Source organism: uncultured Pseudoxanthomonas sp. (assembly GCF_947498795.1).
Lineage (GTDB): Bacteria > Pseudomonadota > Gammaproteobacteria > Xanthomonadales > Xanthomonadaceae > Pseudoxanthomonas_A.
The window spans coordinates 126,362-148,245 of sequence record NZ_CANMLQ010000001.1 but is presented as its reverse complement, the minus strand read 5'-3'; the positions used below and the strand labels follow the sequence as shown (position 1 = coordinate 148,245).

The 21,884-nt window shown below is 68.7% G+C and carries 18 protein-coding genes and 1 pseudogene; 10 read left to right on the top strand and 9 right to left on the bottom strand.

Translation table 11 applies throughout. From position 1 onward, the window contains the following. Positions 1 to 11: 11 nt before the first annotated feature. From purL to xerD, 3 genes are all read right to left on the bottom strand, one after another. Positions 12 to 3,908 (bottom strand): phosphoribosylformylglycinamidine synthase, encoded by a 3,897-nt coding sequence (gene purL / locus Q0907_RS00705; RefSeq protein ID WP_299340511.1) that lies wholly within the window; start codon positions 3,906 to 3,908, stop codon positions 12 to 14. Positions 3,909 to 3,986: 78 nt separating this feature from the next. Continuing rightward, complete coding sequence (locus tag Q0907_RS00700) at positions 3,987 to 4,829, bottom strand: DsbC family protein (protein WP_299340509.1); 843 nt, start codon at positions 4,827 to 4,829, stop codon at positions 3,987 to 3,989. A 109-nt stretch (positions 4,830 to 4,938) separates the two neighbouring features. Then, complete coding sequence (gene xerD / locus Q0907_RS00695) at positions 4,939 to 5,892, bottom strand: site-specific tyrosine recombinase XerD (protein WP_296279605.1); 954 nt, start codon at positions 5,890 to 5,892, stop codon at positions 4,939 to 4,941. 178 nt (positions 5,893 to 6,070) lie between these two features. On the opposite strand from xerD, the gene Q0907_RS00690 reads away from it, so the two are divergent. Continuing rightward, positions 6,071 to 6,541 (top strand): RDD family protein, encoded by a 471-nt coding sequence (locus Q0907_RS00690; protein WP_299340507.1) that lies wholly within the window; start codon positions 6,071 to 6,073, stop codon positions 6,539 to 6,541. Positions 6,542 to 6,548: 7 nt separating this feature from the next. On the opposite strand, the gene lptG is transcribed toward Q0907_RS00690, so the two are convergent. Continuing rightward, positions 6,549 to 7,652, bottom strand: a complete 1,104-nt coding sequence (gene lptG, locus Q0907_RS00685) for an LPS export ABC transporter permease LptG (RefSeq protein ID WP_296279600.1) — start codon at positions 7,650 to 7,652, stop codon at positions 6,549 to 6,551. Then, positions 7,649 to 8,728 (bottom strand): LPS export ABC transporter permease LptF, encoded by a 1,080-nt coding sequence (gene lptF / locus Q0907_RS00680; protein ID WP_299340504.1) that lies wholly within the window; start codon positions 8,726 to 8,728, stop codon positions 7,649 to 7,651. Before lptF ends, lptG begins: the two co-directional genes overlap by 4 nt. A gap of 129 nt (positions 8,729 to 8,857) precedes the next feature. On the opposite strand from lptF, the gene Q0907_RS00675 reads away from it, so the two are divergent. The 3 genes from Q0907_RS00675 to Q0907_RS00665 all read left to right on the top strand — a co-directional run bounded on the left by Q0907_RS00675 (position 8,858) and on the right by Q0907_RS00665 (position 13,619). Continuing rightward, positions 8,858 to 10,333 carry a leucyl aminopeptidase gene (locus Q0907_RS00675; protein ID WP_299340501.1) on the top strand — a complete coding sequence of 492 codons (1,476 nt, stop codon included), beginning with the start codon at positions 8,858 to 8,860 and terminating at the stop codon, positions 10,331 to 10,333. A 22-nt stretch (positions 10,334 to 10,355) separates the two neighbouring features. Next, entirely contained in the window at positions 10,356 to 10,778 is a 423-nt protein-coding gene (locus Q0907_RS00670; RefSeq protein WP_299340499.1) for a DNA polymerase III subunit chi, read from the top strand. 69 nt (positions 10,779 to 10,847) lie between these two features. After that, positions 10,848 to 13,619: a valine--tRNA ligase gene (locus Q0907_RS00665; protein WP_299340496.1), complete on the top strand. Its 2,772-nt coding sequence runs from the start codon at positions 10,848 to 10,850 to the stop codon at positions 13,617 to 13,619. A gap of 100 nt (positions 13,620 to 13,719) precedes the next feature. Here Q0907_RS00665 and rimI read toward each other — a convergent pair whose 3' ends face one another. From rimI to pssA, 3 genes are read right to left on the bottom strand one after another with little or no spacing between them, the layout of a single operon-like run. Then, complete coding sequence (rimI, locus tag Q0907_RS00660; RefSeq protein WP_299340493.1) at positions 13,720 to 14,229, bottom strand: ribosomal protein S18-alanine N-acetyltransferase; 510 nt, start codon at positions 14,227 to 14,229, stop codon at positions 13,720 to 13,722. Next, on the bottom strand, positions 14,226 to 14,663 hold the full coding sequence (locus Q0907_RS00655) for an alanine acetyltransferase (RefSeq protein WP_299340490.1): 438 nt from the start codon (positions 14,661 to 14,663) through the stop codon (positions 14,226 to 14,228). The genes rimI and Q0907_RS00655 overlap by 4 nt, the downstream gene beginning before the upstream one ends. Next, positions 14,660 to 15,439, bottom strand: coding sequence for a CDP-diacylglycerol--serine O-phosphatidyltransferase (gene pssA, locus Q0907_RS00650; protein ID WP_299340487.1), 780 nt, complete (start codon positions 15,437 to 15,439; stop codon positions 14,660 to 14,662). The genes Q0907_RS00655 and pssA overlap by 4 nt, the downstream gene beginning before the upstream one ends. Before the next feature lie 91 nt (positions 15,440 to 15,530). On the opposite strand from pssA, the gene Q0907_RS00645 reads away from it, so the two are divergent. The 4 genes and pseudogenes from Q0907_RS00645 (at position 15,531) to Q0907_RS00630 (ending at position 18,628) form a co-directional block, all read left to right on the top strand. Further along, positions 15,531 to 15,932, top strand: a complete 402-nt coding sequence (locus Q0907_RS00645; protein ID WP_299340484.1) for a DUF4124 domain-containing protein — start codon at positions 15,531 to 15,533, stop codon at positions 15,930 to 15,932. Between the two features lie 9 nt (positions 15,933 to 15,941). Then, positions 15,942 to 16,229, top strand: coding sequence for a DUF4124 domain-containing protein (locus tag Q0907_RS00640; protein ID WP_299340481.1), 288 nt, complete (start codon positions 15,942 to 15,944; stop codon positions 16,227 to 16,229). Between the two features lie 70 nt (positions 16,230 to 16,299). Continuing rightward, entirely contained in the window at positions 16,300 to 17,994 is a 1,695-nt protein-coding gene (locus Q0907_RS00635) for a proline--tRNA ligase (RefSeq protein ID WP_299340478.1), read from the top strand. Between the two features lie 120 nt (positions 17,995 to 18,114). Further along, positions 18,115 to 18,628, top strand: a pseudogene (locus Q0907_RS00630) (H-NS histone family protein). Here Q0907_RS00630 and Q0907_RS00625 read toward each other — a convergent pair. After that, entirely contained in the window at positions 18,545 to 19,792 is a 1,248-nt protein-coding gene (locus tag Q0907_RS00625; protein WP_299340475.1) for a threonine/serine exporter family protein, read from the bottom strand. The pseudogene Q0907_RS00630 and the gene Q0907_RS00625 sit on opposite strands and share 84 nt — an antisense overlap. A gap of 83 nt (positions 19,793 to 19,875) precedes the next feature. Between Q0907_RS00625 and Q0907_RS00620 the strand changes: the two genes are divergently transcribed. Both Q0907_RS00620 and Q0907_RS00615 read left to right on the top strand, forming a co-directional pair. After that, complete coding sequence (locus tag Q0907_RS00620) at positions 19,876 to 20,766, top strand: DMT family transporter (RefSeq protein WP_299340473.1); 891 nt, start codon at positions 19,876 to 19,878, stop codon at positions 20,764 to 20,766. Next, a complete protein-coding gene (locus Q0907_RS00615; RefSeq protein WP_299340472.1) occupies positions 20,763 to 21,878 on the top strand; it encodes an MlaE family lipid ABC transporter permease subunit in 1,116 nt (371 codons plus the stop codon). The genes Q0907_RS00620 and Q0907_RS00615 overlap by 4 nt, the downstream gene beginning before the upstream one ends. The last annotated feature ends 6 nt before the right edge of the window (positions 21,879 to 21,884 follow it).

Sequence of the window (21,884 nt, the reverse complement as noted above, 5' to 3'; positions counted from 1 at the left end):
TCAACGCCTGCTCAGCCCACCCACACCCGCGCATTGCGGAACATGCGCAGCCACGGCGAATCGTCCGGCCAGCCCGCCGGATGCCAGCTATGGTTGGCGCTGCGCGGTGTGCGCTCGGGATGCGGCATCAGGATGGTCGCCCGGCCGTCGTCGCTGGTCAGGCCGGTGATGCCGTCCGGAGAGCCGTTGGGATTGAGCGGATACGTGGTCGCGATCGCACCATCGCCGTCCACGTAGCGCAGCGCCACGCGGGCCGCGGCCTGGTCGACCGGGCCGGCGAACTCGGCACGTCCTTCGCCATGCGCCACTGCCACCGGGATGCGTGAGCCGGCCATCCCGCGGAAGAACACCGACGGCGATTCCTGCACTTCCAGCAATGCCACGCGCGCTTCGAACTGCTCGCTCTGGTTACGCAGGAACTGCGGCCAGTGCTGCGCACCGGGAATGATGTCCTTCAGCTGGCTCATCATCTGGCAGCCGTTGCAGACGCCCAGCGAGAACGTGTCCTGTCGCGCGAAGAACGCCGCGAAGGCATCGCGCAGCGCACCACGCTCGAGGATCGAGGTCGCCCAGCCGCGGCCCGCGCCCAGCACGTCGCCGTAACTGAAGCCGCCGCAGGCCGCCAGGCCGCTGAAGTCCTTCAGCGACACGCGGCCCGCGATCAGGTCGCTCATGTGCACGTCGAACGCATCGAAGCCGGCGCGGGCGAAGGCCGATGCCATCTCGATCTGGCCATTGACGCCCTGCTCGCGCAGGATCGCCACCTTCGGGCGCTTGCCCGTGGCGACGAAGGGCGCCGCGACATCCTCGGCGGCGTCGAAGGACAGTTTCGGCTTCAGGCCTGTGCGCCCGAACTGGCGCGCGGCATCGCGCTCCTGGTCCGCGGCCTCGGGGTTGTCGCGCAGCTTCTGCATGGCGTGGGTGACCGACCACCAGGCATCGAACAGGTCTTCCCAGCGCCACTCCGCCAGCACGTCGCCGTCCTGCTGCACGCGGATCGTGGACGCCGTGGTCGGGCGCGCGATGCGCTGCGCGCACTCGGTCAGCGCGTGGCGCTCGACCAGATCGGCGAACGCCGCGCGGTCTTCGTCGGCCACCTGCACCACCGCACCGAGTTCTTCGGCGAACAGCGTGCGGAACGCATCGTCGCCCCAGCCGTCGAGGTTGATGTCCAGGCCGCGGTGCGAGGCGAACGCCATCTCGCACAACGCGGCGAACGCGCCGCCGTCGCTGCGGTCGTGGTACGCCAGCAGCAGGCCGGCCTCGCGTGCGTCGGCGATCAGGTGGAAGAAATCGCGCAGGCGCTGCGGATCGTCCAGGTCCGGCACGCTTTCGTCGTGGCCGTCGCCGGCGAACGCCGGCCAGGCGCCCTCGCCGCCCGACTGCGGGTAGACCTGCGCGAGCACGGAACCGCCGAGACGCTTCTTGCCCGCGCCCAGCCCGATCAGCCACAACTCGCTGTCGTCTTCGCGCGACAGCAGCGGCGTCAGGTGCTGGCGCACGTCGGTGACCGGCGCAAAGGCGCTGATGATCAGCGACACCGGGGACACCGACTTCTGCGCCTGGCCGTCGCGATGCCACTGCGCCTGCATCGACAGCGAGTCCTTGCCGACCGGAATGCTGATGTCCAAGTCGGGGCACAGCTCCATGCCGACGGCCTTCACCGCGTCGAACAGCAGCGCGTCTTCGCCCGGATGCCCGGCAGCCGCCATCCAGTTCGCGGACAGCTTCACGCGGTGCAGCGATTCCACCGGCGCGGCGCACAGGTTGGTGATCGCTTCGCCCACCGCCATGCGGGCGGCGGCGGCGGCATCGAGCAGCGCCAGCGGCGTACGCTCGCCGATCGCCATCGCTTCGCCGACAAAACCGTCGTAGCCGCTCAGCGTGATCGCGCAGTCGGCCACCGGCATCTGCCACGGGCCGACCAGCTGGTCGCGTGCGGTCAGGCCGCCGACGCTGCGGTCGCCGATGGTGATCAGGAACTGCTTGGCGGCCACCGTCGGATGCGCCAGCACGCGCAGGCCGGCTTCATGCAGGTCCAGCGCCCCGGTCTGCAGCGCGGGCCACTTGGGCGGCGCCGGATGCGCGGTGTCGCGGTGCATCTTCGGGGGCTTGCCGAACAGCACGTCCATCGGCAGGTCGATAGGCGCATCGGCAGGAATACTGCCGGGCGTTGCGCCGTACGCGACTACCAGGCGCTCTTCCTTCGTCGCCACGCCGACGGCTGCGAAGGGGCAACGCTCGCGCTCGCACAGTGCGGCGAATTCGGCCAGGCGCGCCTGCGGGACGCCAAGCACGTAACGCTCCTGCGATTCGTTGCACCACAGCTGCATCGGCGACAGCGACGGATCGTCGCTGGGTACCTTGCCCAGGTCGATCACCCCGCCCACGCCGGAGTCGTGCAGCAGTTCAGGAATCGCATTCGACAGGCCGCCCGCGCCCACGTCGTGGAACCACAGGATCGGATTGTCCTCGCCCATCGCCACGCAGCGGTCGATGAGTTCCTGGCAGCGGCGCTCCATCTCGGGGTTGTCGCGCTGCACGCTGGCGAAATCGAGCGCTTCGGCGCTTTCGCCGGAAGCCACCGAACTCGCCGCACCGCCACCGAGGCCGATCAGCATCGCCGGGCCGCCGAGCACGATGACGGCATCGCCGGCCGAGAGCGTCTTCTTCTCCACCTGGATACGGTCGATCGCGCCCAGGCCGCCGGCCAGCATGATCGGCTTGTCGTAGGCCCGGGTCAGTGCCTCGCCTTCCGGCAGCTCGAAACTGCGGAAATAGCCCAGCAGGTTCGGCCGGCCGAATTCGTTGTTGAACGCGGCGCCTCCCAGCGGGCCGTCGAGCATGATCTCCAGCGCCGGCGCCATGCGCGGATTCAGCGCGCGAGGCATCTCCCACGGCTGCGGCAGTGTCGGGATGCGCAGGTGCGAGACCGAGAAGCCGGTCAGGCCGGCCTTCGGCTTGCCGCCGCGGCCGGTGGCGCCCTCGTCGCGGATCTCGCCGCCGGCACCGGTGCTGGCGCCGGGGAACGGGGCGATCGCGGTCGGATGGTTGTGTGTCTCGACCTTGATGCAGAACGCCGAGTCCAGCGTCGCCTCGATGCGGTACTGGCCGCTGCCGTCGGGGCGGAAACGGGCCGCCGGATAACCCTCGACCACCGCCGCATTGTCGCTGTAGGCGCTGAGCGTGTGCTCGGGCGTCTGCGCATGGGTGTGCTTGATCATCCGGAACAGCGAGCGGTCCTGGTCCTTGCCGTCGATGGTCCAGGTGGCATTGAAGATCTTGTGCCGGCAGTGCTCGGAGTTGGCCTGCGCGAACATCATCAGTTCGACGTCGGAGGGATCACGACCCAGCTCGGTGTAACGGGTACGCAGGTAATCGATCTCGTCCTCGGCCAGCGCCAGGCCGAGGCGCGCGTTGGCGGCTTCCAGCTGTGCCAGCGGGATGCGCTCCAGTTCGCCGCGCGCCGGCGCGGTGAACAGCGCCTGCGCCTGCTCGCGGCTCGCCAGCAGCGATTGCGTCATCGGGTCGTGCAGCGCCTTCGCCAGTGCCGGCCGGCTGTCGTCCCAGCCTTCCAGGTCGATGCGCAGGCCGCGTTCGACGCGCTTGACCGGCTGTCCGGCACCGCGCAGCAGCTCGGTGGCCTTGCTGGCCCACGGCGACAGCGTGCCGAGGCGCGGGGTGACGAAGCGCGAGACCGCGCCCGCCGCCAGCGCCTCGCTGCCGTCACCGGCCTGAAGGATGCGGCGCAGCGTGGCCAGGTCCGGCGTGGCGCCTGCCTCGGGTTCGATGAAATAGACGTGCCAGGCGCCGCAGATGCGGACGTCGGAAACAATCGACTGGAGCCTGGATTCGAGCCGCGCGCGGCGGAAGTGCGACAAGGCCGGTTGGCCTTCGAGGACGATCATGTCCGGAACCGTGGGGGCGTGCCGTCAGACGGGGCCCGCTATTGTAGCGAAGCCGGCGCGGGGCCGGCTTCGTCGGGATCAGGGGGCGGCGCCCGCGGGCGCGGCAGGGGCCTTTCTGGCGGCCAGTTCATCCAGCTTGGCCCGGAGCGCGGCCGGTGGCAGGTAGCCGCCCAGCTGGACGCCGTCCGCCGAATAGATGGCCGGGGTTCCGCTGACCCCGATGCGCTGGCCGACGTCGAACTCCATCGTCACCGGGTTCTTGCAGTCGCGCGCGGGGACGGACTTGCCGGCCTTGGCGTCGGTCAGTGCGCGCTTGCGATCCGGTGCGCACCAGACCGAGATCATGTCCTTGTGGTCCTGGCTGCCGAGTCCCATGCGCGGGAACGCGAGGTACTCCACCGCGATGCCCTGCCGGTTGATCTCGGCGATTTCCTCGTGCAGCTTGCGGCAGTAGCCGCATTCGATGTCGGTGAACACGGTGACCGTGTACTTGGCGTTCGGCGGCGCGAACACGATCTTCTCGCTGTGGGGAATGGTGGCGATCAGCGCGCTGCGGTGCTTGGCCAGGGCGACGCTGTTCTGCATCACGTCCTGCTGCTGCTGCAGGTCCAGCACGGCGCCCTGCATGACGTAGCGGCCGTCGTCGCTGATGTACAGCAACTGCCCGCCCACGATCACTTCCCGGAAGCCCGGCAACGGCGCGGCACCGACGTAGTCGATCTTGGCGCGGGGGTTCAACTGCGCCACGGCGGAGCGCGCGCGGTCGTCGGGTGTGCTCCCGGTTCCCGGCTTGAGCTGGGGCGCGGAGGCCGGCGCGGGCGACGCGGTCGCGGCCTGGTCCTTGGCGGGCGGTTGCGGGGCCTGCGCGCAGGCGGTCAGGCTCAGGGCACCCAGCAGGGCGGCGGTGATCAGGCGGGGCATCAGGGGCATCCGGAATGAGCCGCGACGCGGCTGGCTGGCAGGGAACAGGCGGGAATTCTGGCACACGGTGGCAGGCAGGCGGCTTAACCGCCCGCCAGTGTGAGCGGGCTCACGCGCGCGGGTGATGGCGTCCGTGCAGCTGCTTCAGGTGCTCGCGCGCGACCAGCGTGTAGATCTGGGTGGTCGACAGCGAGCTGTGACCCAGCAGCAGTTGCAGCGCGCGGAGGTCGGCACCGCGGTTCAGCAGGTGGGTGGCGAAGCTGTGGCGTAGCCCGTGTGGACTGATGCGGACGGGATCGATGCCCGCGGCGCCCGCATAGCGCTTCACCAGCGACCAGAACTGCTGCCGGGTCGGCGGCTCGCCCGTTGCGCCGACGAACAGGGCCGGCACGCTGCGCTTGCCGACCAGCGCGGGCCGCGACCGAGCCAGGTAGGTTTCCAGCCAGTGCTGCGACTCTTCCCCCAACGGCACCAGGCGGTCCTTGCTGCCCTTGCCGGTGACCCGCAGCACGCCCTGCCGCAGGTTGACTGCCGTCGCCGGCAGGGTGACCAGTTCGCTGACGCGCAGGCCGGCCGCGTACATCAGCTCCAGCATGGCGCGGTCGCGCAGGCCCAGCGGGGTGTCAATGTCCGGCGCGGCCAGCAGCGCATCGATCTCGGTTTCCGCCAGCGCCTTCGGCAATGAGCGCGGCAGGCGGGGGGGCTCGAGCAGTGCCGTGGGATCGTCGCGACGCTGGCCCCGGCGCAGGCGGTGGGCGTAGAAGGCCCGTAGGGCGGACAGCAGCCGGGCATTGCTGCGCGGCGAATAGCCCTCGCGCGTGCGCCAGGCCAGGTAGTCGAACAGCGCGGCACGATCCGCCGCCGCCAACCCTCCCCCGCGCCCGTTGCGCCAGCGCGCGAAGCCTTCCAGATCGCGCCGATAGCTGTCGAGCGACGGCCGTGCGAGACCGCTTTCGGCCCAGATCGCATCCAGGAAGGCTGCGATGTCGTTCGCATCGGCGTCCGGTACCGGAGGCAATGTGCTCGCCTGCTGGCGGCGTTCGGCGGGCGTGCGGGCAGTCATGCGCCAAGCTTAGGCGATGCGGATCGTTCTTGTGGGAGCGACGGCAGTTGCGAATGCCGATCGCCCCAGAACGCATGGAAGTACCGCACCCGAAGGCGTTATGCGCCGTCGCCGGCTCATTTCGCGACTGACGTCGCTCCCACGAGAGTCGACGGGGCGTAGCCGGTATCCTGTCGCGATGACGGATCCCGCTACCACCCCCGCATCCTCCCGCGCCCTGATCGGCTGGCGCCTGCTCGCGCTGCTCTACGATTTCTGGCCCGTGCTGGCCATGTGGCTGGCGGTGGCGATTCCGTTCGTGCTGGTGGACGTGGTGATCAGCGACAACGTCCGCCACAACATCGAGCCCTTCAGCCCGATGTGGTGGCTGTTATGGACGTGCTGCTGGGGCGCCGCCGGGCTGTATGCCACCTTCAGCTGGCTGCGCGGCGGACAGACCCTGGGCATGCGGCCGTGGCGGTTGAAGGTGATCGCGGCCGACGGCGGCACACCGACGCTGGCCGCGCTGTGGCGACGCTATGCGCTGGCGACACTTTCGACGCTGACCGCGGGCCTGGGCTTCTGGTGGGCGTGGCTGGACCGCGACCGGCTGGCCTTCCACGACCGCTTCAGCGGCACGCGCGTGGTGCGGTTGCCGAAGCACGCCTGATGGCGCCTCAGCGGCTCCTGCGCCGGAACATCAGCCAGGAAATGCCCAGCAGGGCGAACGGCGGGATGGCGTACGCGATCCGATAGTCGAGCCGGAATGCGCCTGCGAGCCGCACGAACATCGTCTGCAGCACGTAGAAGCCGACGGCGAACACGATGCCCAGGAACAACCGCTTGCCCATGCCGCCGCTGCGCAGGCTGCCGAACGCGAACGGGATGGCGGCCAGGCACAGGGCCAGCACGTTGAGCGGATAGAACCAGCGCGCCCAGTACTGGTCCTCGTAGTCGCGCGCGTCCAGCCCGTTGCGCTTGCGGTAATCGATGTTCTGGCTCAACTCGGTGCTGGGCATGTTGCGTGCGCGCACCAGGCTGGACGACAGCACAGCCGCGTCCAGTTCCGATTCCCAGCGCTCGCCCAGTACCGTCGTCTGCACGGCCGAGCGCTCCTTGAAGGTGGTGCGGCGCACGTTCTTCAACAGCCAGTAACCGTCCAGATGTTCGGCGGTGGCGGCATGCGCAATCGAGGCGAGCCTGCCGTCGTCCGCGAGTTCGTACATGCGCACGTCGCGCAGCTGCAGGGACACCTTGCCACCGCCCTGGTCCTTCTCTTCACCGCTCTGCGCGTACAGGAAGGTGTTGCCTTCCCGCGCCCACAGCCCCGAATAGCGGTCCATCGCCACGTTGCCGGTGCGCGCCGCCATCTTCAGCACGTCGGCCTGGCGCTGGCCCCACGGACCCAGCGTCTCACCGCTGAAGATCATCAGCACGGTCAGGATGCCCAGCGCGGCGGCCACCGAAATGCTCAGGCGCAGGCGCGACAGGCCCAGCGCACGCAGGGCGGTGAGTTCCGAACTGGCCGCGAGCTGGCCCAGCCCCATCAGCGAACCGATCACCGCTGCCGTGGGGAACATGGTGTAGGCGCGGCGCGGCACGGTGTACAGCACCCAGGCGACCGCATGGCCGAAGGTGTAGTTGCCGGTGCCCAGGTCGCTGATCTCGCCCGACAGCGCCATCACCACGTCCAGGCCGACCAGCACCGCCCAGGTCAGCAGCACCGTGACCAGGACCACCTGGCCCACGTAGGTGTCATGCAGGCGCGGCAGCAGCCTCATGCGCGCCTCCGCGGCCGCGACAGCCGGCCGTCACGCAGGTAGAACCAGATCGCCGCCGCCAGCAGCGGCACGGTCAGCCACCACAAGCCCACAAGCCCGGGCAGTTTGCCGTCGACCAGCAACTGGGTGCCGTTGATCATCAGGCTGACGCCGACCAGATACGCCAGGAAGCCCAGCATCACGCGCCCGTAGCGGGTCTGCCGCGGCGAGCTGCGCGACAGTGGCAGGGTGAGCAAAGCGAACGCCAGTGCCAGCAACGGGGGGGTTAACCGGGCATGCAGTTGCGCATTGGCCTCGGGGCGTGCATCGCCGAGCAACTGAGGCGTCGGCTGCAGCGCAGGATCGTCCTTGTCGAGCGTGTCGGCCCGGTCGGGCAACGCGACCTCATTGGACTTGTAGCGGATCAGCCGGTAATCCAGCCCCGCACCATCCGGACCTTCGACCCGGAAGCCGTCGTCCAGGCGCAGGTAACGGTTGCGTTCGCCCTCGAAGAACATCTGCCCCGATTTCGCCGTCACCACGTCGATGCGGCCCTCGTTGGCGCGGTGCATGAAGACCTTGCTCAGCCCGGTACCGTCTGGCGACAGGGCACTGACATAGACCACGGCACCACTGGACAGGACGGTGAACTTGCCCGCGTCCAGGCCCGACACCACCAGGCTGCGGTTGGCATGCTCCAGCATGTTCTGCGCGGTGCGCAGCGCCCACGGGCCCAGCCAGAGCGAGCACACGCCGACGATCACCACCACCGGCACCACCAGCATCATCAGCGGCCGCAGCAGCCGGCGCGGGCCGATACCCGCCGCCGTCAGGACCGCCATTTCCGAATCCCGGTACAGGCGCGAAAACGCCAGCAGCAGGCCCAGCATCAGCGCAAGCGGGATGATGTAGGGCATGTAGTTGAGGAACTGCAGGCCCAACTGGGACAGCAGCAGGCGTGCCGGTACCTTGCCGTCGGCCACGTCGCCCAGCAGGTCCGCCATCACGCCGCCCACGCTGACCATCAGCAGGATGATCAGGGTGGCCAGGAAGCTCTGGGTGAATTCCCGGAAGAGGTAGCGGTCCAGCTTCGGCATCAGGAGGGCTTGATTTACAATCTCGGGCTTGTGCGCCGCGCCTGCGGCGGCAGTCTCTGCGGTCCGGGATGGCGTCAGCCACCTTCATCCGGCCCGCGATTGTACGTAACTGAACCGGGAATCTGATCAATGACGCTGGAATTCACCCTGAACCACGAAGCCCCCGCCCAGGCCGGCGTCGATTGCCTCGTGGTAGGCGCGTACGCCGACAAGCGCCTGACCGCGGCCGGCCAGGCCGTGGATGCGGCCAGCGGGGGCAAGCTGTCCGCGCTGCTGCAGCGGGGCGACATCGGCGGCAAGACCGGCAAGACCACCCTGCTGCATGACCTGCCCGGCGTCGCCGCACCGCGCGTGCTGGTCGTGGGCCTGGGCGAAGCGGCCAAGTTCGGCGTGGCGCAGTACCTGAAGGCCGTGGGCGATGCCGCCCGCACCCTGAAGATCGGGCCGGTGAAGAGCGCGCTGTTCACCCTGTCCGACGTGGACGTGAAGGAGCGCGACGCCGCGTGGAAGATCCGCCAGGCCGTGATCGCCGCCGACCATGCCTGCTACCGCTATACCGCCACGCTGGGCAAGAAGAAGAACGACGACCCGGGCCTGACCCACTTCGCCATCGCCGGCGAGGATGCCGATGCCCTGGCGCAGGGTATTGCCATCGCCGCCGGCGTCCAGACCACGCGCGAACTCGGCAACCTGCCGCCCAATATCTGCACCCCGGCCTATCTGGCCGAGCAGGCGCAGCAGTTGGCCTCGGAGCACGGCGCCGAAGCCGAGATCCTCGACGAGACGCAGATGGAAGCGCTCGGCATGGGCTCGCTGCTGGCCGTGGCGCGCGGTTCGGCCAACCGCCCGCGCCTGATCGTGCTGAAGTGGAACGGTGCCGGCGACGCCGACACCAAGCCGTACGTACTGGTCGGCAAGGGCATCACCTTCGACACCGGCGGCGTCAACCTGAAGACGCAGGGCGGCATTGAGGAGATGAAGTACGACATGCTGGGCGCGGGCAGCGTCATCGGCACCTTCGTGGCTGCCGTGAAGATGAAGCTGCCGCTGAACATGGTGGTGATCGTGCCGGCGGTGGAGAACGCGATCGACGGCAACGCGTACCGTCCCTCCGACGTCATCACCAGCATGTCCGGCAAGACGATCGAGGTCGGCAACACCGACGCCGAGGGCCGCCTGATCCTGTGCGACGCCCTGACCTACGCCGAGCGCTTCAAGCCCGCCGCGCTGGTCGACGTCGCCACGCTGACCGGCGCCTGCATCGTGGCGCTCGGCCGCTACGCCAGCGGCCTGATGAGCAAGCACGACGACCTCAGCAACGAGTTGCTCGGTGCGGGCGAGACCGTGTTCGACCGCGCATGGCGCCTGCCGCTGTGGGACGAGTATCAGACCCAGCTGGAATCCAGCTTCGCCGACGTTTACAACATCGGCGGCCGCTGGGCCGGCGCGATCACCGCCGGCTGCTTCCTCGCGCGCTTCACCGAAGGCCAGCGCTGGGCGCACCTGGACATCGCCGGCGTCTCCAATGACGAAGGCAAGCGCGGCATGGCCACCGGCCGACCGGTCGGCCTGCTGAGCCAGTGGCTGCTGGACCGCGTCGCCTGACCGGCGACGCGAACCCGACGCCATGGCCCGTGCCGACTTCTACCTGATCACCAAGCCGCGCTTCCTTGAGGAACCGCTCAAGCTGGTCTGCGAACTGGCCCGCAAGGCCTACGACAGCAACCAGTGGACGCTGGTACTGGCGCGCGACGCGGCGCAGGCCGAAGCGCTCGACGAACTGTTGTGGGAGTTCGACCCGGACGCCTACATCCCGCACCAGATCGCCGGCGACGAAGAGGACGAGCTGACGCCCGTGCTGATCGCCACGCCCGATGTCGACGTACCCGCCCGCGCGCTGGTCATCAACCTGCGCGACGACGCCTTCGCCGGCGCCTGCGAGCGCGTGCTGGAAGTGGTGCCCGCCGACCCGTCCGCGCGCGAGCCGCTGCGCGAGCGCTGGAAGCAGTACAAGGCGCGCGGCTACGACGTGAACAAGCACGACATGTAATGCCCTCGGCGGCGCTGCCGCCGGCCACGCGATCCGCGTTCGCACGATCGCAGCAACCACACCGACACGATGACCGACCTCGCCTCCAGCTACGACCCGAAATCCTTCGAATCCCGCCTGTACGCACAGTGGGAAGCCGCCGGCTACTTCAAGCCCAGCGGCAAGGGCGAACCGTACACCGTGCTGCTGCCGCCGCCGAACGTCACCGGCACGCTGCACATGGGCCACGCGTTCCAGCACACGCTGATGGACGCGCTGGTGCGCTACCACCGGATGCGCGGCTTCGACACGCTGTGGCAGATGGGCACCGACCATGCCGGCATCGCAACGGAGATGGTCGTCAGCCGCAACCTGGCGCAGGAAGGCAAGGGCGAAACGCGCGACTCGCTGGGCCGCGACGGTTTCATTGCCAAGGTCTGGGACTGGAAGGCGCAGTCCGGCGACACGATCGAGCGGCAGATGCGCCGCATGGGCGCGTCCGGCGACTGGTCGCGCAGCACATTCACCATGGACGAAGACGCCTCGAAGGCGGTCATCGAAGCCTTCGTGCGCTGGCATGAGCAAGACCTGATCTACCGCGGCCAGCGCCTGGTCAACTGGGACCCCGTACTGAAGACCGCGATCTCCGACCTGGAAGTGGAGAACGTCGAGGAAGACGGCTTCCTGTGGTCGATCGAATATTCACTGGCCGACGGCAGTGGCTCGCTGGTGGTGGCGACGACGCGGCCGGAAACCATGCTCGGCGACACCGCGGTGATGGTGCACCCGGAAGACGAGCGTTACGCGCACCTGATCGGCAAGGCGGTGAAACTGCCGCTGACCGACCGTGAGATTCCCGTCATTGCTGACGACTATGTCGACCGCGAGTTCGGCACGGGCGTGGTGAAGGTCACACCCGCGCACGACTTCAACGATTACCAGGTGGGTTTGCGCCACGACCTGCCGCTGATCAACCTGCTGACGCCGACGGCGGCGATCAACGAGAACGCGCCGGAGAAATACCGCGGCCTGGATCGTTACGAAGCGCGCAAGGTCGTGTTGGCGGATCTCGAGGATCTCGGCCTGCTGGTCGAGACCAAGCCGCACAAGCTGCAGGTGCCGCGCGGCGACCGTACCAACCAGGTGATCGAGCCCTACCTGACCGACCAGTGGTTCGTGAAGATGGACGGCCTGGCCAAGCGCGGACTCGAACTCGTCGAGTCCGGCGAGGTGAAGTTCGTGCCGCCGAACTGGATCAACACCTACCGGCACTGGATGGAGAACATCCAGGACTGGTGCATCAGCCGCCAGCTCTGGTGGGGTCATCGCATCCCGGCATGGTTCGATAGCGCGGGCAATTGCTACGTCGGCCGCGACGAAGCCGAGGCGCGCGCCAAGGCCGGCCTGTCCGCCGACGTCGCGCTGACGCAGGACAGCGACGTGCTGGAGACCTGGTTCTCCTCGCAGCTGTGGCCGTTCAGCACGATGGGCTGGCCGGACACGCAGGCGATGGCCGCGCGCGGTTTCGACCGCTACCTGCCGTCGTCGGTGCTGGTCACCGGCTTCGACATCATCTTCTTCTGGGTGGCGCGCATGGTGATGGCCACCGACAGCTTCGTCGGCCAGGTGCCGTTCCGCGACGTCTACATGACCGGCCTGATCCGCGACAAGGACGGCCAGAAGATGTCCAAGTCGAAGGGCAACGTGCTCGACCCCTTGGACATCATCGACGGCATCTCGCTGGAAGACCTGGTGGCCAAGCGCACCGGCGGCCTGATGCAGCCGAAGATGGCCGAGAAGATCGAGAAGGCCACGCGCAGGGAATTCCCGGACGGCATCGTGCCGCACGGCGCCGACGCGCTGCGCTTCACCATCGCCGCGCTGGCGACGCACGGCCGCGACATCAAGTTCGACATGGGCCGCGCCGAGGGCTACAAGAACTTCTGCAACAAGCTGTGGAACGCCACCCGCTTCGTGCTGATGAACACCGACGGCTTCACTGCGAACGGTGCGCCGCAGCCGAAGACCGATGCGGAAAAGTGGATCCTCTCGCGCCTGGCCAAGGTTGTCGCCGAGGCCGAAACGCAGTTCGCCGCCTACCGCTTCGACCTGCTGTCGCAGGCGCTGTACGAGTTCGCCTGGAACGAGTTCTGCGACTGGTTCGTCGAACTCGCCAAGCCCGCGCTCAATGGCGATGACGCGACTGCCGCCGACAGCACCCGCCACACGCTGCTGTACGTGCTGGAGTCGCTGCTGCGCCTGCTGCATCCGCTGACCCCGTTCGTTACCGAGGAACTGTGGCAGCAGGTCGCGCCGAAGCTGGGCATCGACGGCGGCACCGTGTCGCTGCGGCCCTACCCGGTCGCCAGCGACTTCGCCGGCCAGGAGTACGCGCAGGCCGATGCCGACGTCGAATGGCTGAAGACGATGGTGTCCACGCTGCGCCGCGTGCGCAGCGAGCTCAACGTCTCGCCGGGCAAGACCGTCCGCCTGCTGCTGCAGGACGGTGCCGCGCAGGACCGCGCGCGGATCGAGCGTTTCACCGCGCCGCTCTCGTTCCTGCTGAAGCTCGAAGGCATCGCGTGGCTTGACGCCGGCGCCGATGCGCCCGCCTCGGCGGCCGCGGTCGTCGGCGAGCTGAAGCTGCTGGTGCCGCTGGAAGGCCTGGTCGATCTCGATGCCGAACGCGCGCGCCTGGACAAGGAAATCGCGCGCGTCGCCAGCGAGAAGGAGAAGAGCGAGGCCAAGCTGGCCAAGTTCACCGACAAGGTGCCGCCGGCGGTGGTCGAACAGGAACGCCAGCGCCTCGTCGACTGGAGCAACCAGCTCGCCGCCCTGCACGGCCAGCGCGCGAAGCTCTGACGCTCACGTCATTCCGGCCCGGTAGAGTCGAGCTTGCTCGACTCCGCGCAGGCGTTACCCTTCCATCGACTGACCGGAAAGCAGCGGAGCGAGCTCCGCCCTACAGCGGCGGCATCGAGCTGATGTCGTCGGCGACCAGCTCGATCGCCATGACCAGTGCGTCCTCGCGACCATCGCGGGCCGGGTAGTAGCGCGGCCGGCGGCCGATCTCGTTGAAGCCTTCGCTGTGGTACAGCGCGATCGCGCCCGGATTGGACGGGCGCACTTCCAGGAAGACGCGCTGCGCGCGGTGGTCGCGGGCGATCTTCACCAGCGCGCGCAACAGGTGGCGACCGAGACCGCGCCCCTGGCGTTCCGGTGCCACGCAGACGTTCAGTACATGCGCCTCGTCTGCCGCGATGCTCAGCAGGCCGTAGCCGATCACCAGTCCGTGCTCCGTCATCACCCATGACGGGTAACCGGCCTTCAGGCAATCCTTGAAGATGCCGCGCGTCCAGGGAAACGGATAGGCGCGCTGCTCGATCGCCATCACCGCGTCGAGGTCGCCCTCGCGCATCGGCCGCAGGCTGGACGTGGACCCCGGCGAGGCCTCGACGCCCAGCGCGCTCATGTCGCGATACCGCGGCGCAGGCGACGCAACAGCGGCCACAGCGCGCGCTTGGCGGCCGGGTTGCCGCGCAATTCCGCCGAACTCGGCCATTGCGCGATCAGGGCGGCGGCTTCCGGCGCATTGGGATTGCAGCCCGATGCGCGGATCAGCGCGAAATGCAGGCGGTCCGGCAGCTTCGCGCCACCGGTCCGGGGCGCCGATGCCTGGCGCACGGGTGCGGGTCGCTCGTCAGCGTCGGGTGCCGGTGGTCTTGCACGCGGCGCAGGCGTTGTCGGTGTCGCCGCCTCCGTGCGTACGTCCTGCATATCCACCCGAGCCGCCGCCGGGCCGCCGGCCTCGGTCGGCCAGTCGGCGGGCAGGTAGATGGCGTGGCCGAGTGCGCGAAGCCAGCCCTGCTGCTCGGCCGACCACAAACGGTCCGCCGCCAGCGTCATGCGGAAGCATCCTTGTGCCGGCGCGCGCGCTGCCACAGCCAGTAACCGGGGCCCGACAGCGCGTACACCACGCCCACCGCGAACAAGGTGCGCGGCAGGTCGATGAACAGGATCGCCAGCACCAGCGGCACCAGCGCCAGCACCACGAACGGAATGCGGTCGGCCTTCGCCCCGCCCTCGCCCGTGCCCTTGAAGCTCCAGAAGCGGATGCGGCTCACCATCAGCAGCGCCGCGACCAGCGTGACCGCCAGCGCCAGATAACGCAGTTCCTCGCCCGTCCAGCCCAGTTCGCCGTCGGCGAACGCCCATACGAAGGACATCATCAGTCCGGCGGCCGCCGGACTGGCCATGCCGATGAACCAGCGCTTGTCCACCGTGCCGACCTGCGTGTTGAAGCGCGCCAGGCGCAAGGCGGCGCACGCCGCATACAGGAATGCCACGACCCAGCCCACGCGCCCCATCACGCCACCGTCGAACTTCAGCGCCGACAGCGACCAGTGGTACATCACCAGCGCCGGCGCCAGGCCGAAGCTGACCAGGTCGGCCAGCGAGTCGTACTGCACGCCGAAATCGCTGCTGGTGCCCGTCAGGCGCGCCACGCGGCCATCGATGCCGTCCATCAGGCCCGCCACGAACACGGCGATGGCCGCATTCACGAACTGGCCGTTGGCGGCGGCGATGATCGCGAAGAACCCCGCGAACAGGCCCGCGGTGGTGAACAGGTTGGGCAGCAGGTAGATCCCGCGGGAGCGCGGGGGCGGCTTGATTTCGTTCATGGGTCGCAGTTTAGCCCAGCGCTCCCCTGCCCGGCTTGCCTGCGCGGCCCCGGGGTGCTGCAATCGGGTCCCCCGTGATCCGGAGCTTCCCATGCGCCTCCTGTCCTGCCTGTCCGTGCTGGCGCTCTGCCTGGCGACCGCCTCTACCGTGCAGGCCCAGCAGGTCTACCAGTGGAAGGACAAGAACGGGGTGACGCACTACTCCGACAGCCCGCCGCCCAACCAGCAGGCTGCGCAGAACCGCCGCATCAACCAGTATGGTGCCGCGGCCGCGGATGCGCCGCAGCCGGCCGGCAAGCCGGTCGAAAACCCGCAGTGCACGACCGCGCGCGCCAACCTGCAGATGCTGGCGGCCACCAAAGGCCCGATCCAGCAGGACACCGACGGTGACGGCAAGCCGGACACCACGCTGGACGACACCGGTCGGGAGAACCAGCGCAATCTCGCCGAGGCCGCGGTGAAGGCCTACTGCAAGCCGGCCGCCGGCACCTGATCCGGCCGGATGCGCGCCTGGCTGGCGATCGCGGCAGGCATCGCACTGGGGGCCGGCGTCGCCTGGTGGCTCGGCCGGGAAGCCCCTGACGCCACATCGCGCAAGCAGGCGCGCGCGGACGACGCCGCGGCCGCCCAGGCGCGCGAAACCCGTCCTTCGCTGTATCGCTGGCGCGACGACGCCGGCGTGCTGCAGATCACCGAGCAGCCGCCAAAGGGCCGGCGCTACGAACGCATCGACCGCGACACGCCCGCCGGCATCCGCGTGAGCGGCGACGCCGCGACCGACGCCGATTGACCCAGCGCCGCCCCGCGTGCGGCCAAGGCTGGCAAAATAGGCGATTCGCCCCTCCCGGATCCCCCTGCCGATGCGCCTGTCGCAGTTCCACCTCCGCACCACCAAGGAAACCCCGGCCGATGCCGAGCTGGTCAGCCACCAGCTGATGCTCCGCGCCGGCATGATCCGCAAGCTCGCCGCCGGCCTTTACACCTGGTCGCCGCTGGGCCTGCGCGTGCTGCGCAAGGTGGAAACCGTGGTACGCGAAGAGATGGACCGCGCCGGCGCGATCGAGATGATCATGCCGACCATCCAGCCGCGCGAGCTGTGGGAAGAGACGGGCCGCTGGGAGAAGTTCGGCGGCCAGTTGCTGAAGATCACCGACCGCAAGGAGCAGCACTTCTGCTACAGCCCCACGGCCGAAGAAGCGGTGACCGACTTCGCGCGCCAGGAGCTGTCCAGCTACAAGCAGCTGCCTGTCAACTTCTACCAGATCCAGACCAAGTTCCGCGACGAGATCCGCCCGCGCTTCGGCGTGATGCGTGCGCGCGAGTTCGTGATGAAGGATGCCTACTCGTTCCACATCACCGACGAGGACCTGGTGCGCGAGTACCGCAACATGCATGCGGCCTATACGCGCATCTTCACCCGCCTGGGCCTCGACTTCCGAGCGGTGCAGGCCGACAGCGGCGCCATCGGCGGCGATGCCTCGCAGGAATTCCATGTGCTGGCCGATTCGGGCGAGGACGCCATCGCGTTCTCCACCGGCTCCGACTACGCCGCGAACGTCGAAGCCGCGCAGGCCGCGGCCCCGGGTCCGCGGCCGGCCGCCACGGAGACGTTGAGCAAGGTCGCCACGCCCACGCAGAAGACCTGCGAGGAGGTCGCCGCGCTGCTCGGCATCCCGCTGCAGCGCACGGTGAAGTCGGTCGCCGTCATGACCGACGCCGGCTTCGTGCTGGCCCTGGTGCGCGGCGACCATGCCGTCAACGAGATCAAGCTGGGCAAGGTCGCCGGCATGGCCGACTACCGGCTGGCGACGGAGGCGGAGATCCTCGCCCACCTCGGCAGCGAACCGGGCTTCCTCGGCCCGATCGGCGCGAAGCAGGCGATCCGCGTGGTCGCCGACCGCGACGTGGCGGCGATGGCGGATTTCGTCGTCGGCGCCAACGAGGCCGGCTTCCATCTCGCCGGCGTCAACTGGGGTCGCGACCTGCCGGAACCGGAGACGGTAGCCGACATCCGCAACGTGGTCGCGGGCGACACGGCGGCCGACGGTGGAGAGATCCGCCTGGTGCGCGGCATCGAGGTGGGGCACGTGTTCCAGCTCGGCCGCAAGTACAGCGAAGCGATGAAGTTCACCGTGCTGGACGAAACCGGCAAGGCCGCCACGCCGGCCATGGGCTGCTACGGCATCGGCGTGTCGCGCATCGTCGCGGCGGCGATCGAGCAGAACCATGACGCCAACGGCATCGTCTGGCCCGCGCCGATGGCGCCGTGGGCCGTCGCGGTGTGCATGATCAATCCGAAGGACGACGCCGCGGTGAAGGATGCCGCCGAGGCGCTCCTCGCCGACCTGCACGCTGCCGGCATCGAAGCAGTGCTGGACGACCGCGGCCTGCGCCCGGGTGCGATGTTCGCCGACATCGAACTGATCGGCATTCCGCACCGGGTGGTGGTATCCGAGCGCGGGCTGGCGGCTGGCACGTTCGAATACCGTGCGCGTCGCGCGCAGGACGCGGAGAACATCGGCCGCGAGGACCTGCTCGCACGCCTGCGCGCCTGATGCCGCGGGGATGCGCGAACCGGCATCCCCGCACCCCCGGGTTTGTGCGGCGATTCCGTGGTCGCTTACCATCGTGCCACTGCCAAGGACGGGCTTTCCCTTCCTGACTGGAGATAGTTGATGTCGATCGACCTGCGTAAGCTGTCCGCCAAGGAACTTGGCGCCTTGATCGAAAAGGCCAAGCAACAGCAGAGCAAGCTGGCCAAGCGCACGCCCATCGCGACGGTGCGCGGCAAGATCACCAAATTCGCCAAGGCCGAGGGCTACACGCTGGAGGAGCTGTTCGGCACCGGCGGCACGCGCCCCGCCAAGGCAGCGAGCAAGCCTGGCCCGCGCGCCGGCAAGAAGCTCGGCAAGGTCGCGCCGAAGTACCGCAACCCCGCCAATCCGAAGGAAACCTGGACCGGTCGCGGCAAGCATCCGCGCTGGATGGCCGCCCTGATCGCCAAGGGCAAGAAGGCCGAAGACTTCATCATCAAGAAGAAGTAACCGCGCTTCGCGTGATGGAAAGAAACGGGAGGCCTGGGCCTCACGTTTCCGTTTGCGCGCGTCAGAGATTCTTGCGCGACGAGATCAGCAGGTTGCCGAACAGCAGGCCCGCGATCAGCGCCATCACCACGTTGGTGACGGCTAACAGCGCCGACTGGCCCACGCCGACATCCTGCTGCTGCACCAGCGTCAGCAGGCCGCGCAGGCTTGTGCTGCCCGGCACCAGCATCAGGATGCCCGGCACGCGGATCAGCGCCCCCGGCCGGTTGGCCCAGCGCGCGAAGGCATTGCCGGCGGCGGTCAGCGTCAGGGCGGAGAGGAAAATGCCGACCGGCACGCCCCACGCCTGGCCCGCATAGCGGGAGATGCTGTAGCCGGCGATGGCGGCCGCCATCACCCAGAAATAGTCGCGACGATGCGCCTTGAACAACACGGCGAAAGCGTAGGCGGCGACCACCATGGCGCCCCATTCCACCCATTCCGGCTGCGGACGCGAGGCGCGCACATCGGGGTACATCTCCAGCAGCTGCGCCAACGTCACCGCGATCATGCTGCCCACGGTCAACTTGAGTACCGTCGCCAGCGCACCCGCGAAGCGCGCCACGCCGGACACCAGGTGCTGGCTGGTCAGTTCGTTGACCGCGTTGGTCAGCGCCATGCCGGGCAACAGCACGATCAGCGACGCGATGATCACCGTGTTGAGGTTCAACGGGGCGATGAAGTTCGCCACCAGGATCGCGACGAAGCCGGCGACCAGTGCAGAGATCGCATCGCTGGCCTCCTTCATCTGCGGACGACGCGCGATCAGCTCGCCCAGCACGCCGATGATCACGCCGATCAGCCCCGCCGTGGCGATATCCAGCCACGGCAACCGCCACAGGCCTGCCACGGCCGCTGCCGCCAGGCCCGAGGCGAAGATCTGCATCGCGCGCCAGCGCCGGCTCGGGGTGCGGTCCAGGGCCCGTAGCGCGGTGTGGCCCTGGGCGATGCTCATCTCGCCGGACGACACCGCATCGGCGATGCGGTCGGCTTCGCTCAGCTTGTGCAGGTCGGTCTCGCCCGGTGCCAGGCGGATGACCCGCGTGCTGTCGCTGGCGCCCAGGGGGCGCGAAGGATCGCTGAAGCTGAGGATCAGCCCGGTGGGGTTCGACCACGGTTCGCAATCCAGGCCCAGGCGCTGGGACAGGCCCACCACCGTGCCTTCCAGGCGCTGCGCGGTCGTGCCGTAGCTGTGCAGGCGCCCGGCGATCTCGCAGACGAAGGCGATGCGCTGGGCGTAGGTGGCGGACATCAGGATGTCGTCGGGCATCGGCACAGTATCGCCCAAGCACCCGCACATGACTTCACCTCGCGCTGCTTACACTACGCACCACGACGTGGGCAGGGGGCACCGTGGGGATCGGCGAAGCCATGGCGCTGGGCAGTGCGGCCGCATGGGCGGTTGGCGTCATCCTGGCGCGCCAGCTGGGTGCGCACCTGCCACCCCTGACGCTGAACCTGCTCAAGAACGCGCTGGTGCTGTGCGTACTGGCGCCGGTTGCCCTGCTGCTGCATGCCGGTGCGTGGCCGGTCCTGCCCAGGCAGGACCTCCTGATCGTCCTGGCCAGCGGCGTGATCGGCATCGCGCTGGCGGACACGTTGTATTTCCGCGCGCTCAACGAGCTCGGTGCCGGCCGCATGGGCGTCATCGGCAATCTCTACAGTCCGCTGGTGCTGCTGTTGGGGTTCGTCTTCCTCGACGAACGCCTGGGCGGCGTGCAGTGGGTGGGGTTCGCGCTGGTGGCCGGCGGCGTGCTGCTGGTCAGCCGCCCCTCGCACGGGCGCCCTGCCGATCCCGGGCACACCGTGCGCGGCATCGCGCTCGGCGTGCTGGCGATCGCGCTGATGGCAGTCGCCATCGTGATGGTGAAACGCACGCTGGAATCGCAGCCGCTGTTGTGGGTCACCCTGCTGCGTCTGTCCGGCGCGCTGGCCGGCCTGCTCCTGCTCGCCTTGCTGCCCTCCATGCGCCGACGCATGCGCTTCGTCCCCGCAGATGTTCCCTGGCACCGGCTGGTGCTGGCCGCCCTGATCGGCCAGGGATTGTCGATGGTGCTGTGGCTGGGGGGCTACAAGTTCACGTCGGCCTCGGTCGCGGCGATCCTAAACGAGTCCGCATCGGTCTTCCTTGTGGTGCTGGCGGCGCTGTGGTTGCGTGAACCGTTGGGCCGTCGCGGCGTTGTCGGCGTGGCACTCACGTTCACTGGGATAGCCTGTATGCTCCTTGGCCGAGCGACGCCATGACCCCCACCCTTGCCCGCCCGCAGTACGAAGCCGATCCCGGTGACCCCCAGCGCGTGAAGCTGGCGGGCGACTGGACGCTCGCCAGTGCGCTGACGGTGGCGGAACAGCTGAAGACGTTGCCCGACGCCGTCAACCGGCTCGACGCGACCACCATCAACCGCATCGATTCGGCGGGCGTGCTGCAACTGCTCCGCTTCGCCAAGCGCCGCGGCATGGAGCCGTCGGACATCGAGTTCCGCCAGGACCACCAGGCCCTGGTCAGCACCATCGAGGACGTTGCCGACGACCGACCGCCGCGCAAGCGCGACTACGGCTTCCTGGCTGCGCTCTCGCGCCTTGGCTACCGGGTGCACCAGAACAAGCAGGACATCGTCGCCCTGCTCAGCTTCACCGGCGAGAACCTGGTCAAGCTGGTCCGCATGGTCAAGGAGCCGCGCCGCTTCCGTGCCACCGCCACCGTGGCGCACATGGAAGCCGTCGGGCTGGACGCGGTGCCGCTGGTGATCCTGCTGTCGTACATGGTGGGCGCGGTGATCGCCTTCCTCGGATCCACCGTGCTGCGTGACTTCGGCGCGGAAATCTACGTGGTGGAACTGGTCAGCATCGCGTTCCTGCGCGAGTTCGCCGTGCTGATGACCGCGATCGTCCTGGCCGGTCGCACCGCCTCCGCGTTCACCGCGCAGATCGGCGCGATGAAGAGCCGCGAGGAGATCGATGCGATCCGCACGCTGGGCCTGGATCCGGTCGACCTGCTGGTGATCCCGCGGCTGATCGCGCTGCTGGTGATGCTGCCGCTGCTGACCTTCATCTCGATGATGGCGGGCCTGGCCGGCGGCGTCACCGTCGGCGCCTTCGATCTCGGCATTCCGCCGCAGATGTACATCGCGCGCATGCACGACACCATCGAGGTGAAGCATTTCCTCGTCGGTCTGTCGAAGGCGCCGATATTCGCGCTGGTGATCGGCCTGATCGGCTGCCTGGAAGGGCTGCGCGTGGAAGGCACGGCGCAGTCGGTGGGCGAGCGGACGACCTCCAGCGTGGTGCAGACGATCTCGCTGGTCATCATGATCGACGCGCTGGCTGCGCTGTGGTTCATGCACATGGACTGGTGACGGCGC

Bases quoted from the DNA above. Each gene is read 5' to 3' on its own strand.
- purL (WP_299340511.1), bottom strand. From the start codon at position 3,908: ATGATCGTCCTCGAAGGCCAACCGGCCTTGTCGCACTTCCGCCGCGCG.
- Q0907_RS00700 (WP_299340509.1), bottom strand. From the start codon at position 4,829: ATGCCCCGCCTGATCACCGCCGCCCTGCTGGGTGCCCTGAGCCTGACC.
- xerD (WP_296279605.1), bottom strand. From the start codon at position 5,892: ATGACTGCCCGCACGCCCGCCGAACGCCGCCAGCAGGCGAGCACATTG.
- Q0907_RS00690 (WP_299340507.1), top strand. From the start codon at position 6,071: ATGACGGATCCCGCTACCACCCCCGCATCCTCCCGCGCCCTGATCGGC.
- lptG (WP_296279600.1), bottom strand. From the start codon at position 7,652: ATGAGGCTGCTGCCGCGCCTGCATGACACCTACGTGGGCCAGGTGGTC.
- lptF (WP_299340504.1), bottom strand. From the start codon at position 8,728: ATGCCGAAGCTGGACCGCTACCTCTTCCGGGAATTCACCCAGAGCTTC.
- Q0907_RS00675 (WP_299340501.1), top strand. From the start codon at position 8,858: ATGACGCTGGAATTCACCCTGAACCACGAAGCCCCCGCCCAGGCCGGC.
- Q0907_RS00670 (WP_299340499.1), top strand. From the start codon at position 10,356: ATGGCCCGTGCCGACTTCTACCTGATCACCAAGCCGCGCTTCCTTGAG.
- Q0907_RS00665 (WP_299340496.1), top strand. From the start codon at position 10,848: ATGACCGACCTCGCCTCCAGCTACGACCCGAAATCCTTCGAATCCCGC.
- rimI (WP_299340493.1), bottom strand. From the start codon at position 14,229: ATGAGCGCGCTGGGCGTCGAGGCCTCGCCGGGGTCCACGTCCAGCCTG.
- Q0907_RS00655 (WP_299340490.1), bottom strand. From the start codon at position 14,663: ATGACGCTGGCGGCGGACCGTTTGTGGTCGGCCGAGCAGCAGGGCTGG.
- pssA (WP_299340487.1), bottom strand. From the start codon at position 15,439: ATGAACGAAATCAAGCCGCCCCCGCGCTCCCGCGGGATCTACCTGCTG.
- Q0907_RS00645 (WP_299340484.1), top strand. From the start codon at position 15,531: ATGCGCCTCCTGTCCTGCCTGTCCGTGCTGGCGCTCTGCCTGGCGACC.
- Q0907_RS00640 (WP_299340481.1), top strand. From the start codon at position 15,942: ATGCGCGCCTGGCTGGCGATCGCGGCAGGCATCGCACTGGGGGCCGGC.
- Q0907_RS00635 (WP_299340478.1), top strand. From the start codon at position 16,300: ATGCGCCTGTCGCAGTTCCACCTCCGCACCACCAAGGAAACCCCGGCC.
- Q0907_RS00625 (WP_299340475.1), bottom strand. From the start codon at position 19,792: ATGCCCGACGACATCCTGATGTCCGCCACCTACGCCCAGCGCATCGCC.
- Q0907_RS00615 (WP_299340472.1), top strand. From the start codon at position 20,763: ATGACCCCCACCCTTGCCCGCCCGCAGTACGAAGCCGATCCCGGTGAC.